This is a genomic window from Gluconobacter oxydans, assembly GCF_006539685.1.
Lineage (GTDB): Bacteria > Pseudomonadota > Alphaproteobacteria > Acetobacterales > Acetobacteraceae > Gluconobacter > Gluconobacter oxydans.
This window is the reverse complement of record NZ_BJNM01000035.1, coordinates 1-15,337: the sequence shown is the minus strand read 5'-3', so window position 1 is coordinate 15,337 and position 15,337 is coordinate 1. Positions and strand designations below refer to the sequence as shown.

The window sequence follows — 15,337 nt, the reverse complement described above, 5'->3', positions numbered from 1 at the left end:
GAAGGATGAGGATATGCACGGCCTGAAGCGCACAGTCGGTGGAGTTATGTAGCCGCAACCTTTGACCTGCTTTGGCTTGGTCTCCTTACAGAGACAAGACAGAATGAACTGGCCTCTCTAACATGGGACCGTATTCAGCCTCCGGAGACGGAATCTACACTGTCTATGATTGTGAGCGCGTGCGAGGTGGCCAAGACCCTGAATTTATGCCGATGCATCTTCATTAAAGCGCGTCTAGAGACACTGGAGGAGCAGTCTAGAGAGCCCTTCTCTTCCCGGAATTACCGCCGGCCGGCCCAGACAGAAAGCGTTTCTAGACTCTCGCCAAGCGGTTACGGAGGCTAAGGCTATTTGCATTCATCTCATCTTTATAGCCCGTCCTTTCTCAGGACGGGCGATAGATTACCGGCCGGCTTTCACCAGACGAACCGCCTCTGTCTGATCGCCTTCTCCGCCCGGAGAGGCCAGGCCCCTGCCCAGATCTTCCCCCACGATCCGCGCACACAGTGCCAGCGAGAGCGCACCTGCATCCGGGTGGCCCTTGCTACGCTCACCATGCATTTTCGCACGTCCCATCCGGGGTAGAAGATCACGCGTGGCCTGCGCTGCTTCATGAGACGCCTGCGCCCCCATCTGCCAGGCTTCCACAAGCCCATGCCCCGCGGCCAGAGCCTTCTCCAGCGTTTCAACAAACGGCACCAGCGCATCTACCAGTGTCTTGTCGCCGGGTTTTGCCCGGCCAAGCTCCATGATGCGTTCCATGCTGTTCCGTGCACCGCCTGAAAGCTGCTGTGCATCGGGCAGGCTGTTGTCATCGAACGCCAGACTGAAGGCCCGCAGCCCCTCGCCCCAGAGCGCCCCGGATGTTCCCCCGGCCCTGTCCGCCCAGGCGTCCGCCGCCGAGGCCAGAACCGTCGCTGGCCCAGCGCCGGCATCCGCCGCAGCCCGCGCTACCTTCGCTGCTGCCGCCGAGCCGCGAGCCATGCCCTGTCCATGGTCCCCGTCCCCAACCACAGCATCGATATGCCCCAGGTCGGACTCCGCTTCCGCCAGTGTCCGGGCCAGATGATCCATGACAGCGGCCACACAGGTTCCGCCACGACGCCCCTGCGCCGTTCCGGAGCGCATGTACAGGATCTCGGTTTCCTCAGGGACTTCAAGCCGCGTGATTCCGTCCCCGCTCAGCTGCCCATGGCTCAGCGCTGCAGATTCCACAGGGGATCGCCAGTACCGCTCCAGATCCTCATCGAGCCAGGTCAGCGTTAGCGAGCAGCCCGCCATATCAAGGCTCGTAACGTACTCACCCACCAGCGGCGCCACGAGCGTCAGACCTGCCTTTTCGAACATTGGCACCAGCCGGTCCCACAGGACGAACAGCTCTTCCTGCTTGGTGCTGCCCAGACCGTTCAGCAGGACGGCTACCCGGCGCGACGCCCCTTCCGGAAGCTCTGCCAGCAGACGGTCGAACAGGATCTGCGCCAGATGCTCCGGGTCCGGAACATCCTGCTCGTCAATGCCGGGCTCGCCATGCACCCCTAACCCGAGCGCCATGCGGTTCTTCGGAACTTCGAACAACTTTTCCTTCTCGCCCGGCAGCGTGCAGCCATCGAACGCCACGCCGAACGTGCAGGTCTGACGGTTCACCCGCTGCGCGACTTCCTCGACTTCGTCGAGCGTCAGCCCCGCCTCGGCTGCAGCGCCCACGATCCGGAAAATCACCAGATCCCCGGCAATTCCGCGCCGCTTCTCCCGTGTAGAGGCATCCGAGCTGGCCACATCATCTGCCGTCGCCAGAACACGGACGTCATAGCCCTCTTCGCGCAGGCGGTCCGCTGCGATCCCGAAATTGAGCACGTCCCCGGCATAGTTGCCGTAACCGAGAATGATCCCGCCGTCCAGATCGGCCTGGCGAGCAATGCTCTTGATGGCCTGCGTGGAGGGCGAGGCGAAGATATCCCCCGCCACTGCCGCATCGCCGAAGCCCGGACCGACATAGCCCGCAAAGGCCGGATAATGTCCCGAGCCACCGCCCAGCACAACAGCCACCTTGCCGCGACGGCCCGGGGTTGCCCGAAGCACACCGCCGCGCACATATCGCACGAGATCGGGATGAAGAAGGCTGAACCCCCGAAGGGCGGACGCCGCGAAAGTCGATGCGTCACCGCAGATCTTGGTCATGGAACGTCTCCCTGTCAGATTTCAGACGGCATCACGGTTGAGGTAGCGGCGGGCCAGCGCATCGAAGGAAATCGCCAGCACGACGATCCCTCCACTGACGACCGACTGCCAGTACGGCGAGATGCCAAACAGAACGATGATGTCTTCGATGATGCCGATGATGACGGCGCCCAGAACCGCCCCGATCGGGCTGCCAATGCCACCCGTCGTCGCCACGCCACCAATGACAGCAGCGGCAATCGGTCCGAGCACCCAGGTGTCACCGATGGAAGGCTGGGCCGTGCCCAGACGCGCCACCATCAGGATGCCTGCCAGCGCCGAAAGGAACCCGGCCAGCGCGAACGCCCCCATGCGGATCGCATTGACCCGGATGCCCAGCATCCGCGCCGCATCAGGATTGCTGCCGATGGCGTAGATATAACGCCCGACCGGTGTGCGCAGCATGACGAATGCCACGATCGCCAGACAGACCAGCAGCACCAGGAACGGCACCGGCACGCCCATCACGAGCCCACGGCCAAGGAACGTGATGTCCCGCGGCACACCCGTGATCGCAACACCCTTGGTCGCAACGAGGTTGGCACCGCCATATACGCCGGCCATGCCGATCGTCAGCACCAGCGAGTGGAGACGGAGCTGCGTGATCAGCGCCCCGTTCAGCAGGCCGCATGCTCCACCCATCAGCAGGCACAGCCCCAGCGACAGCCAGGGATTGAGTCCGAGCTGCACCATCAGGATGCCACCCACCACACCCGCAAGCCCGCCAATCGCACCGACGGACAGATCAAGCTCGCCGAGGATCATCAGGATGGACTGGCCGATGGTGACCAGCCCGATAAAGGCCAGCGCCCGGGCAATGATGACCATGTTGAAGGTCGTCAGAAAATGCGGTGAAAGCGCACAGGACGCCCCGAATATGATGACCAGCGCCGCAATGACGCCCCCCAGCGGATTTCCTGCCAGACGGGAGACGAGCGCCTTGAGTGGGGGGGCCTTCGGCGGCTGCTGTGAGGGCGTTGCCGGAACAGTGGTTTCAAGCGACATGACGGTTCTCCGGGGCGCCGATGATCGCGCCGACAAGTGTGTTGACGTCAGTAGTGGCCTGATCGAACGACCCCGTGATCCGGCCGGAATACATGGTGATGATCCGCGAAGCGCAGCGCTGGAGCTCGGTCATTTCGGACGAGACGAGAATGATCCCCACGCCCTCTTCCGCGAGCTGCTGCATGATGCGGTAGATCTGGAACTTCGTGCCGATATCGATACCCTTGGTCGGCTCGTCGAAAATCAGCACACGCGGCCGCCGCGCCATCGCCCGGCCGATGATTGCCTTCTGCTGGTTTCCGCCAGACAGATGTGCGATCTTCTTGCCAGCCGAGGACGTGCGCACGTCGAACTGGCGGATCGTTTCGGCCACGACCTCATTCTCACGCGCCGGGGAAATGATCCCGCCGCACTTCATGCGATCCAGAACCGAGAGACTGATATTTTCCCGCACACTCAGAAGCGGGAAAATGCCGTGATGCTTGCGCTCCTCGGACAGGTAAACCATGCCCAGAGCCACGGCCCGATCGGTACGGCCTTTCGGGATTTCCTCGCCTTCGAGGAAGGCGTGCCCTCCTGTTGCCCGCAGATATCCGAAGATCGTCTGCATCAGCTCCGAGCGTCCCGCGCCCACAAGTCCAGCAAAGCCCAGGATTTCTCCACGCCGCAGGACAAAAGACGCATCCGAGAACCCCGGCCCGGACATATCTTTAACGCTCAATATGACGTCAGTTTCAGACGCAGCCATGCGTGGCTGGAACTTCTCCTCAAGCGAGACCGAACTGCCCGACATCAGCCGGATCAGGTGCCCCTCCGTCATCTCCGCCATCGGATAGGTGCCCACGCTGCGACCATTGCGCAGCACCGTCACCGTGTCTCCGAGCGCAAAGATTTCTTCCATCTTGTGCGATACGAACACGATCGCGCAGCCCTCGTCGCGCAGCCGGTGAATGATGCGGAACAGATGCTCCGTCTCATTGGCTGTCAGTGACGAGGTCGGCTCGTCCAGGATCAGAACCTTGAATTCTTCACGGCATGCCGCGCGCGCAATCTGAAGGAGCTGCTGATCCGGTACGCTGATGCGGTTCACGAGCTGCCCCGGCTTCGCATGAATGCCGAACCGCTCGATCAGTTCCGCCGCCGCCTTCTCCATAGCCCCGCGCGACACCGTCAGATGCCCGAACCCGGAACGGTTGAACGGCATGAACATGTTCTCGGCTACGGTCATCGGCCCGAACAGGTTCAGCTCCTGCGGGACATAGGCGACCTTCTCGAACAGTGTCCGGTCATGCAGCGCATCCTGTCCTTCGATCAAGACGGTTCCCTCATCCGGCACGACCAGCCCGGTCAGCGTCTTGATGAGCGTGGATTTGCCGGCGCCGTTCTCCCCTGCAAGAATATGGATCTTCCCGGGCTCCAGCGTCAGATCGACATGATCGAGCGCCACCACGCCAGGATAGGTCTTCCGGACGCCTTCAATCTGAAGAACTGTCATGACCGTCACTCCCCTTCCTGTCCTGCTGCGTCAGAGGTTCTTGCTCGTCAGAAGATCGATGCCGGTATCGATGTATTTGGGCGTCTTCTGCCCCATCGCCCGCTGCCAGGCAGACACGACGGCCCAGTAACCCTGCATTTCCGGCCGGCTCGACGCAGAGGACTCAGCAACGCCATCCTTGATGAGCTGGATCATGTCGTTGAGGTTATCGAGCCCCACTTCCTTGACCTTGCCCGTCTTGCCGCTCTCGCGAATGGCCTGCCCAACGCCCACCGGACCGGAGGCATCGCACTCGACCCATCCGACCAGATCCGGATGTGCCTGCATGATGGCAGAGGCCTGCTTCTGGGCGGTCTCGATGCTGTCATTGTCCACACCCGTCGCCACGACTTTCATGTCCGGGTATTTGGCAAAGACCTTCTTTTCGCACTCGGCCCGCAGCGTGTGGTTCGGTGCCGTCGGCACCCCCATCATGATCGCCACTTCGCCCTTCTTTCCGACCAGGTTCGCCAGCCGCTCGGCCGCCATCGTGCCCTGCTCGCAGAAATCCGCGCCCACGGCGGTGATGTCCATGCCTTCGGGCGGCAGGGAATCAAACACCGTCATGGGGATCTTCTCGTCCACGGCCTCGTCCATGGTCGCGCGGTTGCCCTTCTCGTCCAGCAGATCGAGGATCAGCCCGTCCGGATGGGTCGCAATCGCCCGCTCGATAATGTCGTTCTGGGATGACACATCTGCCGTCTGTGGCGCGCGGTATTCGATCTCGACCTTCCGCCCCGTCGCCTGCGAGATCATCGTCGCAGCCGCCTGTGCTCCGTTATTCGCCTTGTCGAACCAGGGATGCACGGTCTTGGGGATCAGCACGAAGCGCAGGGGTGCGCTGTTATCCGCTGCATGAGCCTGACCTGCTGCAAGCGGCGCCAGAAATGGCGCAGCCGTCAGCATTGCGGCAAAAGCAAATGCCGTTTTCATAAGTGTATTCTTTCAAAGAACCAGCCGGATCAGTTCCGGACCGGGAGTTTTACTTCAGCAACTTGCGCCGACAGGAGCCTGCTGGCGGTATTTCTTTCCGAGCGCATCAATGCCAGCCACATTCCGTGCCGAGGCACTGCGCGGATCAAACGTGCAGGCCAGCCAGGCTTCGGCAATTGATTTCGCCACTTCCGACCCGATGACGCGCGATCCCATCGTGATGATATGCGCGTTGTTCGACAGCGCCGCACGCTCCGCGGAATATGTGTCGTGGGTCAGCGCGGCCCGGATACCCGGGATCTTGTTGGCGGAAATGCACACCCCGATCCCCGTCCCGCAGCACAGGATACCCCGGTCGAATTCTCCATGCAGAACGGCCAGCGCCACGCGCTCGCTCAGTTCCGAATACAGTTCAGCCCGCTCGTCTTCGGGATGGGACATGTCAACGACGACATGCCGCCCCAGTGTCGAGAGATGTTCCACCAGAAGCCGTGCCAGGCCTTCGCCTGCACTGTCTCCACCAATAGCAATACGCATGACTGTTCTCCGTTTCTTTGACGTTCAGTCAGACTGTTCCGCTGCCGGAAACAGGACGTGATCCCGTGATGACCGTCATCACGCGGCAATTTTTCGGGACACAACCCCGCTCACACTTTCCACCAGCCTCATGAAATCCGCAGGCTCCCAGGCCGCACGCCCGACAAACACACCGTCCACATCCGGCAATGCGACGTAATCGCGGATATTGGCCTGCGAGACGCTGCCGCCATAAAGCAGCGGAATCCGCACGCCACTGTCCCCCGCCAGTTCACGCACGACAGCACGCAATCTGGTATGGATCCCGGACACGAACGACGCCTCGGCCGGACGTCCCGCTGATCCGATGGCCCAGACCGGCTCATACGCAACCATGACCTGCCCCAGATCCTTTCTGGACACCCCATGCAGCGCAATTTTCACCTGACGTGCCAGCGTTTCCTGCGAAACCCCGAACTCGAATTCATCCGACGTATCGCCAATGCAGATCAGCGGACGCAGACCGTGCCGCAGCGCGGCCTGGACCTTTAGGTTCACCGTCCAGTCCGTCTCGCCGAAATGCTGTCGGCGCTCCGAATGGCCGATTTCCACGATGGACGCTCCGCACTCGGCAATCATCGGCGCGGAAACCTCCCCGGTCCAGGCGCCGCTGTCCTCCCAGTGCATGTTCTGCGCGCCAACCAGAAGCGCGCTGTCTTCCAGCACCGAGCACACATCCCGCAGCGACGTGAAAGACGGGATCACGAACGACCGGATCCCTTCCGGCGGCTGGAAGGATTCAAGCGCCCGCGCCGCCGCAATCGCTTCGGACGGTCCCTTGTTCATCTTCCAGCTCGTCCCGATCCAGACGTTCTTCTGATCCACAACCAACCTCCCGAAAGACTGACCAACTGGCTGAATGCTCATGACGATTCTCCCAGCCCAATGATATCTAAACCACTTTAGCGCTAAACAATAACACTAAAACCGTTATTATCATCAAAAATAACGATACATCTGAAAGGTTCCCCACCCTTCACGCAAACGTCACGCCGCCCGCTCCAGCAGGACAGTTTCCGTCACCACACTGTCGATCTCCAGATCGCGCCCGGCGACCAGTCCGCGTTTGCCCATTTTCTCATGATAGAGATGGGTGGCTTCCATGGGCGAGAGCGCGCCATCCGTGACACTGCGCATGACTTCGATCAGCAGGACGGGATCGTCTGCGTCCACGATCTTGCGACCGAACAGGGCAGCACGGGCGCCGCAGCACTGGGCCTGATGCAGGAGTTCCAGACAATCGCGGGTCGTGCCGCTTCCGCCGCCCATGATGCCGACGATCACTGATGGATCGAACTCGCAGAGCTCCGTCAGCGCCTCTGCGTCATTGAACGGCACCTTGAGGAAAACCGGCCGCTCTTCGCGCCGCAGACCGGCCAGACAGCGGACAATCATGTCATTGAGGAAGAAACCGTGATCCGCCCGGGAAATGCGCCCTTCATTGGGATTGAACACTTCCAGGAAATACGAAAAACGCCGCTCCGCCGCTTCTTCCCGAAACCGGGCGAATTCTTCCAGTGCCAGACTGTCCTGCTCGGCATCGCCATTGAAGGTCATGGAATACAGGCCGAGATTGGTCTGCGCCTTCATCAGCGATGCCGAACGGAACGGAACCGATTTCTGGCTCTGATAGCTGCTTCCCCGGCCTCGCCACAGATCCGTGGTGTCATTGGCGCGGATGGCCGACTGGATGCGCGTTCCGGCGAAGGCATCTTCCTGAAGCAGGGTCTCCAGGATCGAAGCCGAAGTCAGCATGATGTCCACGACATCCTGATCAAGGATCGTTCTGATCACATCGACATATTCGCGCCGGGTGCGGAAGCGCGAGCGCTTTTCCTGCATGGAGACCGGATGACGATGCAGGCCCGTGGCGCTGATTCCGGCCGCCATATCGGAATCCTTGGCATCCGCGAGGATGAAATCGGTCCGGCTGTCCTGACCCGCTACCATGCGGGCAATCTTTTCTTCGTAACGGTTCATGGTTCATGCCCTCAGGGCTGTATGTGAAAACGATGCGGCAGGAAGCTCACCTTTCAACTGATGGCGCTCCTTCCCTTCCCGCCAGGTCAGCAGACACTGCTGCTCTGTTTCCTGAGCGCTCCACTCAAGGGCTTCCCCCACGATGGCCCCGGCTTCGCGGACGACGTCCGGCGTCAGAAGGCCGCTCAGCGCAATCGGCGTCCGGCGGAACAGGACATCTGACAGCGTCCGCACCAGTTCATCGGTGGCGATGAAGGCCAGTTCACGCCGCGTGTAGGACGGCAGACTGCGCAGCGGCGCATCCGGCTTTTCCTGACAGAACACGGCGAACGCCCGGGCCCGCGATCCATAACGCTCCAGAAGCAGGGCTGCCCGCGCTTTCGGCAGGCCGTGCGTGACGAAGAACTCGTCCAGATAGGCGGAATACCGTTCCGGCGGGGGATAGTCGCGGCCGCCACCGATCGGGAAGTCCCGGGTGGACAGGTGCCGTTCCGCTCCCAGCATTTCCAGCACCCTGTCTGCCGTTTCTTCCGCCAGCCCACGAAACGTCGTCCATTTCCCGCCAACCAGCGACAGGAGCGGTATGCCGTCCAGAACGTCTTCATGGATGATATGATCGCGGCTGATGGCTCCCGGATCGGCTGCATTGGTCGCAGGCAGCGGGCGCACACCGCTGTAGCGGTAAATCACATCCTCCGCGCCAAACCGGAAGCCCGGGAACAGGCCGCCGAGCATACGCAGCATGTAATCCTGTTCTTCATCGGTGCAGACGGCGGTGTCAGGATCATCAATCCGCAGATCGGTCGAGCCGACGAGTACATGACCATAGAACGGATAAGCCAGGCAGATGCGTCCGTCGGGTGTTCCGAAATACATCATGCGGCCACGCAGTTCCTGCAGAAGCCCCTCATGTCGCAGAAGCAGATGGCTGCCTTTCGTTCCGCCAATATAACGGGTTTGGTGACCCAGATCGGCATTGATCCGGTCGATCCATGCTCCGCCTGCATTGACGATGAGCCGCGGACGGACATGGCGCGTCTCGCCGCTTTTTTCGTCCCGCAGTTCCAGAACCCCATCTGCAAAAGACACCGGCACCGTGTAGGTCGAAACCGCGCAGTCCGTCCCGACATCCATGCCGTCGCGCACACATTCATAACCGAGACGTTCCGGCTGGGTGATGGCGGCGTCATAATATTGGGCCGTCGCCATGACATCCGCCGCTATATGCGGCCATTCCTGCCGTGTCTGGCTCTTGAGGAACAGGCTGTGACGCGGCATGACCCGGGCACGGCGCCCGAGGAAATCGTAAATCTGCAACCCGGCTTCCAGAACGAGCGCCCCGCGATCCGTCATTTTGCCGCCCAGCCTCAGAAACTTCCGGAACGACGGCACGATGCCGCCAAACCAGGAACGGATCGGCAGGACGGTCGGCAGAGGCTTGACCACATGCGGCGCGTTACGCAGCAGCAGGTTCCGTTCCAGCGTGGACTGCGCCACGAGCCGGAATTCGCCGGTTTCGAGGTATTTGATGCCCCCGTGGATCAGACGTGATGGCGCGCATGACGCACCGGAGCAGAAGTCACTCCGGTCCACCAGAAGGACACGCAGGCCCTGAAGGGACAGTTCCCGGAACAGGCCAGCCCCATTGATCCCGGCGCCGATGATCGCAACGTCGAACGTAGCGTTGTCAGGTATGGCGGCGAGCCCCTTCATGGCCTGGCCTCCTGCGGCATGAAGCCCATTGCGGCATAGTTCAGGACAGCGCCCGTCTCCACGCTGGCAGGCTCAGCAACGGGGTCTGCCTGTGCCGGGCCACCATCATAAAGATCCGACCAGAAAGGCCGCATGGCCTGGGTCAGAGCGACATAACGCCGGTAAATGCCTTCATAGATGCGACGCCGTTCGGTCTGGGGCCTATAGGTCTGCATCGGAATGATCTGGGAAAATACGGCTTCTTCCAGATCGGCGTATCGTCCGATGGAGACGCTGGCTGTCAGAGCAGCCCCCAGCGCGCCTGCTTCACGCACTTCGGGTATTTCCACGTCTGCTCCCAGAATATCGGCAAACATCTGTGCAATCACCGGCTGGCCACTCCCACCGCCAGACACGCCAATCCTCCGGACTGGACCTGTCTGACGCAGAGCATCGACATGCTCGCGATGATTGAAGATCGTCCCTTCCACCATGGCCTGGAACAGGTCCGCCCGGTCGTGCCAGGACTGAACTCCGAATAGCGAAGCACTGGCTGGCGCTTCATAGGGCGAGCCGAACAGGAACGGATGGTACAGCGGCACCTGATGACGTCCGCCCCGCTTTGACAGGCGGCTTTCCATTTCCGCCGAGAGCTGCCGGGCCGCGTCCTGTTCGTCGGGCTTCAGAAGCCTGGCCAGCCAGTCAAGATTGCTGGAAGATGCTGGCGAAATGGCCATGCAGTTCCATAGGCCACGCCGATATCCGGCACGACAGGCCCAGCCCTCCCCGACGACCGGCCGGTCCCGGAACACTTCATTGATCGAGAACGTACCCGCCGTAATCGAAAGATCCCCGCCCTGCGTATGACCCACCCCGACCGCAGCGGCCGTGACGTCATGCAACCCGACCGAAACAGGAGTTCCAGCCCTCAGACCGGTCCGGGAAGCAGCCTCAGGCGTCAGGACACCACCGCTTTCACAGGACAGCCGCATCTCCGGCAGCGCCTTTCGAATGCCCTGCAATCCCAGGATTTCCAGCAGTTCATCGCTGTAATTCTGTGTATGCAGATCCGTGAAAGACGTGCTGGCTTCCGTCAGATCCGTCGCAATCTCGCCCGTCAGACAGTACCGGATCCAGTCCTTGGCAAAGATGACGGACCCGATCGCTGCATAACGCTCCGGTTCGTTTTCCCGGATCCAGGCCAGAAGCGTGTTGGCCGAATAGGCATAAGGACGCTGGCCGGCCACCGGAAGAACCAGATCGGACAGGCCGTCGCGCTGCCAGCGCTCATGGAGCGCCGTAGCACGGCTGTCGAGCGACATGATCCCCCGCCCTAGTGGATTACTTGAGCGGTCAAGTAGAAAAACACCGTCCCCATGTGCGGTCACCCCGACGGCGGCAACCGCCGAGCCATCAATCCCTGCATCCGCCAGTGCGTCCTGAACCGAACCGATTACGGCCTCCCAGGCCTCATGCATATCCCGCTCAACATGGTGCGGCCGGTCCATATGCTGTGGAACACGACGACGCCCCGTCCCAGTGATCGCACCGGTCGGCGAAAACACCACCGCTTTGGTCGTCGTGGAACCACTGTCGATTCCGATGGTGAAATCCTGGCGCATTGAACACCCTCCAGACAGCGTGGCAGCTCATCGAGCGAATAAGAACGATGAGCCCTCATAACATCATGGATGATATTTAGAACACATTTATCTGTGATATAACACGAATATATGTGACGTATAATGTGATGCGTTTGGAAAGCCCGCTGTTTCGGAGGGGTAGGCTGGCCGTGTCAGGCGACCATGTCGAAATTCGCATCAGCGCAGGCGCTTGCCTCATCGATCGTGAGAAGAAGCCTGACCCGCTCCGCGGCCGGACGGGATGACAGAGGTGGGGAGCGGTGAAGGATCTTTTCAGCCCTCTCCCATCCCGGAAAATGCTTTCCCTTCAGGAAAACGACAGCGCCCGTCGGGGCTTCACAGACTGAATGACCCTGATCGGCTGTCCACTGAACGCCCGGCCCCACATAGGTTCGCAGCAGACGCAGATCCACACAGTCGACATGGAATTTGCGGCAGCTGTCTGTAGTGATCTTTTCCAACCGGACACGCAGGTTCCGATGTCCGGAAACAGTGCTGTAAAGTTCAGCAAGATCCAGCATGTCCTGAACCAGAAGCCGCGCCTGTTCAGGAACTCTGGCTTCAAACTGGGCCGCGATTTCGGGAAGCGTGCCCTTCGCCATGAGCAGGCGTGGCTCTTCCTGGAGATAGGCCTCAGCTGCTTCTTGCAGGGATGGCGGGATATCCATCTCGTGACTCTGAAGGCTGCGATGGGGAGACAGGATGCCCCTGAAGGACATCAGGTGATCCAGACGGCCGCGTGTTGGGCATACAGGCATGAAGGATGGCTTTCCTTGCGATTGTTATGTTATAACATAATGATCAATAGGGGCGCATCAACCTCTTTCTTTCTGCAAGGATCTTCCCTTCATGTCGGATACCCGATTGCCCGTGACTGTCCTTTCCGGCTTCCTGGGGGCTGGCAAGACAACGCTTCTCAATCACGTCCTGCATAATCGCGAAGGACTGAGAGTGGCCGTCATCGTCAATGACATGAGCGATGTGAACATCGACGCCCAGCTCATCCGTAACGGAGGGAGCAACCTCTCGCGGACGGAAGAAAAACTGGTGGAAATGACTAATGGCTGCATCTGCTGCACGCTGCGGGATGATCTGCTGACAGAAGTTGCGCGGCTGGCGGCAGAAGGCCGGTTTGATTACCTGCTGATTGAATCAACCGGCATCGCCGAGCCTCTCCCGGTCGCAGCCACCTTTGAATTCCGCGATAAGGAAGGCCGCAGTCTGAGCGATATCGCGCGCCTTGATACGATGGTCACAGTTGTGGATGCCGTGAACCTGCTGCGGGACTATGGTTCGACCGATTTTCTGCGGGACCGGGGTGAAGTTGCGGGAGAAGACGACGAACGGGCGCTTGTGGATCTGTTCGTCGACCAGATCGAGTTTGCGGATGTCATCATTCTCAACAAGATTGATACGGCCACGCCCGAGCAGGCTGAGGCCGCACGGCTGATCATCCGCTCCCTGAACGCCGATGCGGTTCTGATCGAAACGAGCCAGAGCCGGGTGGCGCTGGATCAGATCCTGAATACGGGACGTTTTGATTTTGATCGCGCGCATCAGCATCCCACCTGGTTCCAGGAACTGTACGGACATGCAGAACACCGCCCTGAAACCGAAGAATATGGCATCGACAGTTTTGTCTATCGTGCCCGCCGCCCCTTCAATCCGGAGGCCTTCGCGGACTTCATCGCGCAATCCTGGCATGGCGTTGTGCGGGTCAAAGGCTATTTCTGGCTCGCAACCCGGCCGGACTGGGTCGGGGATCTGAGTATTGCCGGCGCACTGGCCCCCCATCAGGCTGCCGGACGCTGGTGGGCCAGTGTGCCGCATCAGAACTGGCCGGACGATGAGGCTTGGAAAGCTACGCTCGCGGGATACTGGGACGATGTTTATGGCGATCGCAGGCAGGAACTCGTCTTTATCGGCGCCGGCATGGATGAAACCGCGATCCGGGCGGCACTGGACAACTGTCTTGTGCCGCCCTCACAGGATGACGTCTTCATGCCATGGCATTACGACCATCTTGCGGATCCCTTCCCGCAATGGGCCTAATCGAAGGTCTTTAGCGGGCTGAGTAAGAAAATATTTCAGGAGTTTTGTCTTCAAAAGATCTCAGTATTAATGCTGGACGCAGATCAAGAGCCAAACCGAACTCCAGGAGAAACCATGACCGCTGTTTCAAGACGCAAGTTCGTGACCGCCGGCGCCGCTCTTGCCAGTACCGCTGCGACCATCGGACTGGGAGCATCGCAGGCGCGCGCGGCCGGTGGAGGACATGGTTTCATGGCAGCGTCGTCCGCTGGACCAGACGATTTTGACGGGCCGGGACCGCATCGCAAGAAAACTCCGGGACTTCAGGGCATCTGCGCGTTATGCGAAGTCACTGGGGGCGGTGAAAAGGTCTACGGTATTGCAGCGGAATATGATGTCGCCATTGATCCGGCCAGCCTGACGACCGACAGCTATGCCACTGCTGTCTTTCCCGCAGCCAAAGGCTTTTTCGCCGGAATGCCGCAGGAACCCGACAAGAATGATACGTCGGCGGTTGCCCGCCCTCGCCCCGTTTCGGCGATCTACACCAACAGCGAAGCAGCGCTGCGTCCCGACGGCAAGAGCGTGGAAGGTCGGTTTGTCATTAGCGAATTCCACCACGACCCGGACCTCAGCCTTCCCACCACGGACAGTGACCGGGTAAGTCTGGTCCAGAAACATGGTGTCCGCACACTCGGCGGGGTGACTTACGCCGCAAGCCAGACCGTCTGGAGCAATAGCGGCCGACACGGCAACAACGTCGCAATCCGGGGTGTGGATGCGTGGGAACAGAACCACTGGTGGTGGGACGATACGCGTTCGGCCTGGCTGGAATACAGCATTTATCTGCCGAAATCCTTCCTGGAAAAGGGCGGCGAAAACCGCGCCTACCCGCTGATTCTGGCCGTCACCCATTCGGGAACCAGTCCTGATGGGACCTGTGCGCAGACGCTGACCGAACAGTGCATCGCCAGTATCTGGAGCCTGCCTGAAGTGCAGGATGAGCATGAATGTGTGGTCATCACGCCGCGTTATGAGCGTACGACCATGAATGATTACTGGGAGCACACTTCTGACGTCGAAAACACATACAGGCTTGTTGAATCGCTTCTGAGCAATACGTGGAGCTACGGCAACCCCAACCTGCCAGACCGATCGGACAAGGTCCTGAAAATTGATCCCAAGAGGGTCTATTGCACGGGTTGGTCCATGGGGGCCATGACCTCGCTTTGGCTGATGGCAAAACATCCCCAGACTTTCGCGGCCGGACTGATCATTGCCGGGCAGCAGCGTCCATCCGATGTTGTCACGCTCGCCAATCAGAAACTCCTGATCATAACCGGTTCGGAAGACAACAAAGCCACGCCCTGGAATGAGAAATGTCTCCCCATCTGGAAACAGGCAGGAGCGAAAATCACGCGCCCCGACCATAATCTGGACCCCGCGCTGATCTTTCCGGTCGATCGGCAAGATGCCTTGACCAAACAGATCAACGGCTATCTTGCAGAAGGCGGCAACATCACCTTCCTGACATTTCAAGGCGTGGATCACATGGGAGCCGCACGGAAATTCTTCCATATTGCCGCCGCACGGCACTGGCTTCTGGATCAGGTCAGAGCATAGCTCTGGCCTGACGGCAGGATGGGATTCAGAGAGCCCCAATCGTGTGTAGCGACAAATCGAATCTGGGGACCCATCCTGAAATACGGAGGAGAGATGTAAATGG

12 protein-coding genes are annotated in these 15,337 nt (G+C 60.3%); 2 read left to right on the top strand and 10 right to left on the bottom strand.

The genetic code is table 11. The annotated features are described in order from the left end of the window. Positions 1-402 precede the first annotated feature (402 nt). From GOX01_RS11020 to GOX01_RS10975, 10 genes are all read right to left on the bottom strand, one after another. Positions 403-2,178 carry a dihydroxyacetone kinase family protein gene (locus GOX01_RS11020; RefSeq protein WP_011253729.1) on the bottom strand — a complete coding sequence of 592 codons (1,776 nt, stop codon included), beginning with the start codon at positions 2,176-2,178 and terminating at the stop codon, positions 403-405. 21 nt (positions 2,179-2,199) lie between these two features. Beyond that, positions 2,200-3,222 (bottom strand): ABC transporter permease, encoded by a 1,023-nt coding sequence (locus tag GOX01_RS11015; protein ID WP_011253728.1) that lies wholly within the window; start codon positions 3,220-3,222, stop codon positions 2,200-2,202. After that, positions 3,212-4,717 carry a sugar ABC transporter ATP-binding protein gene (locus GOX01_RS11010; RefSeq protein WP_011253727.1) on the bottom strand — a complete coding sequence of 502 codons (1,506 nt, stop codon included), beginning with the start codon at positions 4,715-4,717 and terminating at the stop codon, positions 3,212-3,214. The genes GOX01_RS11015 and GOX01_RS11010 overlap by 11 nt, the downstream gene beginning before the upstream one ends. A gap of 30 nt (positions 4,718-4,747) precedes the next feature. Then, positions 4,748-5,689, bottom strand: coding sequence for a substrate-binding domain-containing protein (locus GOX01_RS11005; protein ID WP_011253726.1), 942 nt, complete (start codon positions 5,687-5,689; stop codon positions 4,748-4,750). Positions 5,690-5,743: 54 nt separating this feature from the next. Then, the gene (locus GOX01_RS11000) at positions 5,744-6,226 is read right to left on the bottom strand and encodes an RpiB/LacA/LacB family sugar-phosphate isomerase (protein WP_011253725.1); all 483 of its coding nucleotides are present in this window, start codon (positions 6,224-6,226) and stop codon (positions 5,744-5,746) included. Positions 6,227-6,304: 78 nt separating this feature from the next. After that, positions 6,305-7,132 (bottom strand): triose-phosphate isomerase, encoded by an 828-nt coding sequence (locus GOX01_RS10995; protein ID WP_011253724.1) that lies wholly within the window; start codon positions 7,130-7,132, stop codon positions 6,305-6,307. Positions 7,133-7,252: 120 nt separating this feature from the next. After that, complete coding sequence (locus tag GOX01_RS10990; protein WP_062269046.1) at positions 7,253-8,245, bottom strand: beta/alpha barrel domain-containing protein; 993 nt, start codon at positions 8,243-8,245, stop codon at positions 7,253-7,255. A gap of 3 nt (positions 8,246-8,248) precedes the next feature. Beyond that, positions 8,249-9,958, bottom strand: coding sequence for a glycerol-3-phosphate dehydrogenase/oxidase (locus GOX01_RS10985; RefSeq protein ID WP_011253722.1), 1,710 nt, complete (start codon positions 9,956-9,958; stop codon positions 8,249-8,251). Continuing rightward, positions 9,955-11,559 (bottom strand): FGGY-family carbohydrate kinase, encoded by a 1,605-nt coding sequence (locus GOX01_RS10980; protein WP_062269044.1) that lies wholly within the window; start codon positions 11,557-11,559, stop codon positions 9,955-9,957. The genes GOX01_RS10985 and GOX01_RS10980 overlap by 4 nt, the downstream gene beginning before the upstream one ends. 173 nt (positions 11,560-11,732) lie before the next feature. Further along, complete coding sequence (locus GOX01_RS10975; RefSeq protein ID WP_062269042.1) at positions 11,733-12,338, bottom strand: DUF1826 domain-containing protein; 606 nt, start codon at positions 12,336-12,338, stop codon at positions 11,733-11,735. Positions 12,339-12,429: 91 nt separating this feature from the next. Here GOX01_RS10975 and zigA point away from each other — a divergent pair, with 91 nt between their 5' ends. Then, positions 12,430-13,632, top strand: coding sequence for a zinc metallochaperone GTPase ZigA (zigA, locus tag GOX01_RS10970; RefSeq protein ID WP_011253719.1), 1,203 nt, complete (start codon positions 12,430-12,432; stop codon positions 13,630-13,632). Positions 13,633-13,746: 114 nt separating this feature from the next. Beyond that, positions 13,747-15,234, top strand: a complete 1,488-nt coding sequence (locus tag GOX01_RS10965; RefSeq protein WP_011253718.1) for an alpha/beta hydrolase-fold protein — start codon at positions 13,747-13,749, stop codon at positions 15,232-15,234. Positions 15,235-15,337: the final 103 nt, after the last annotated feature.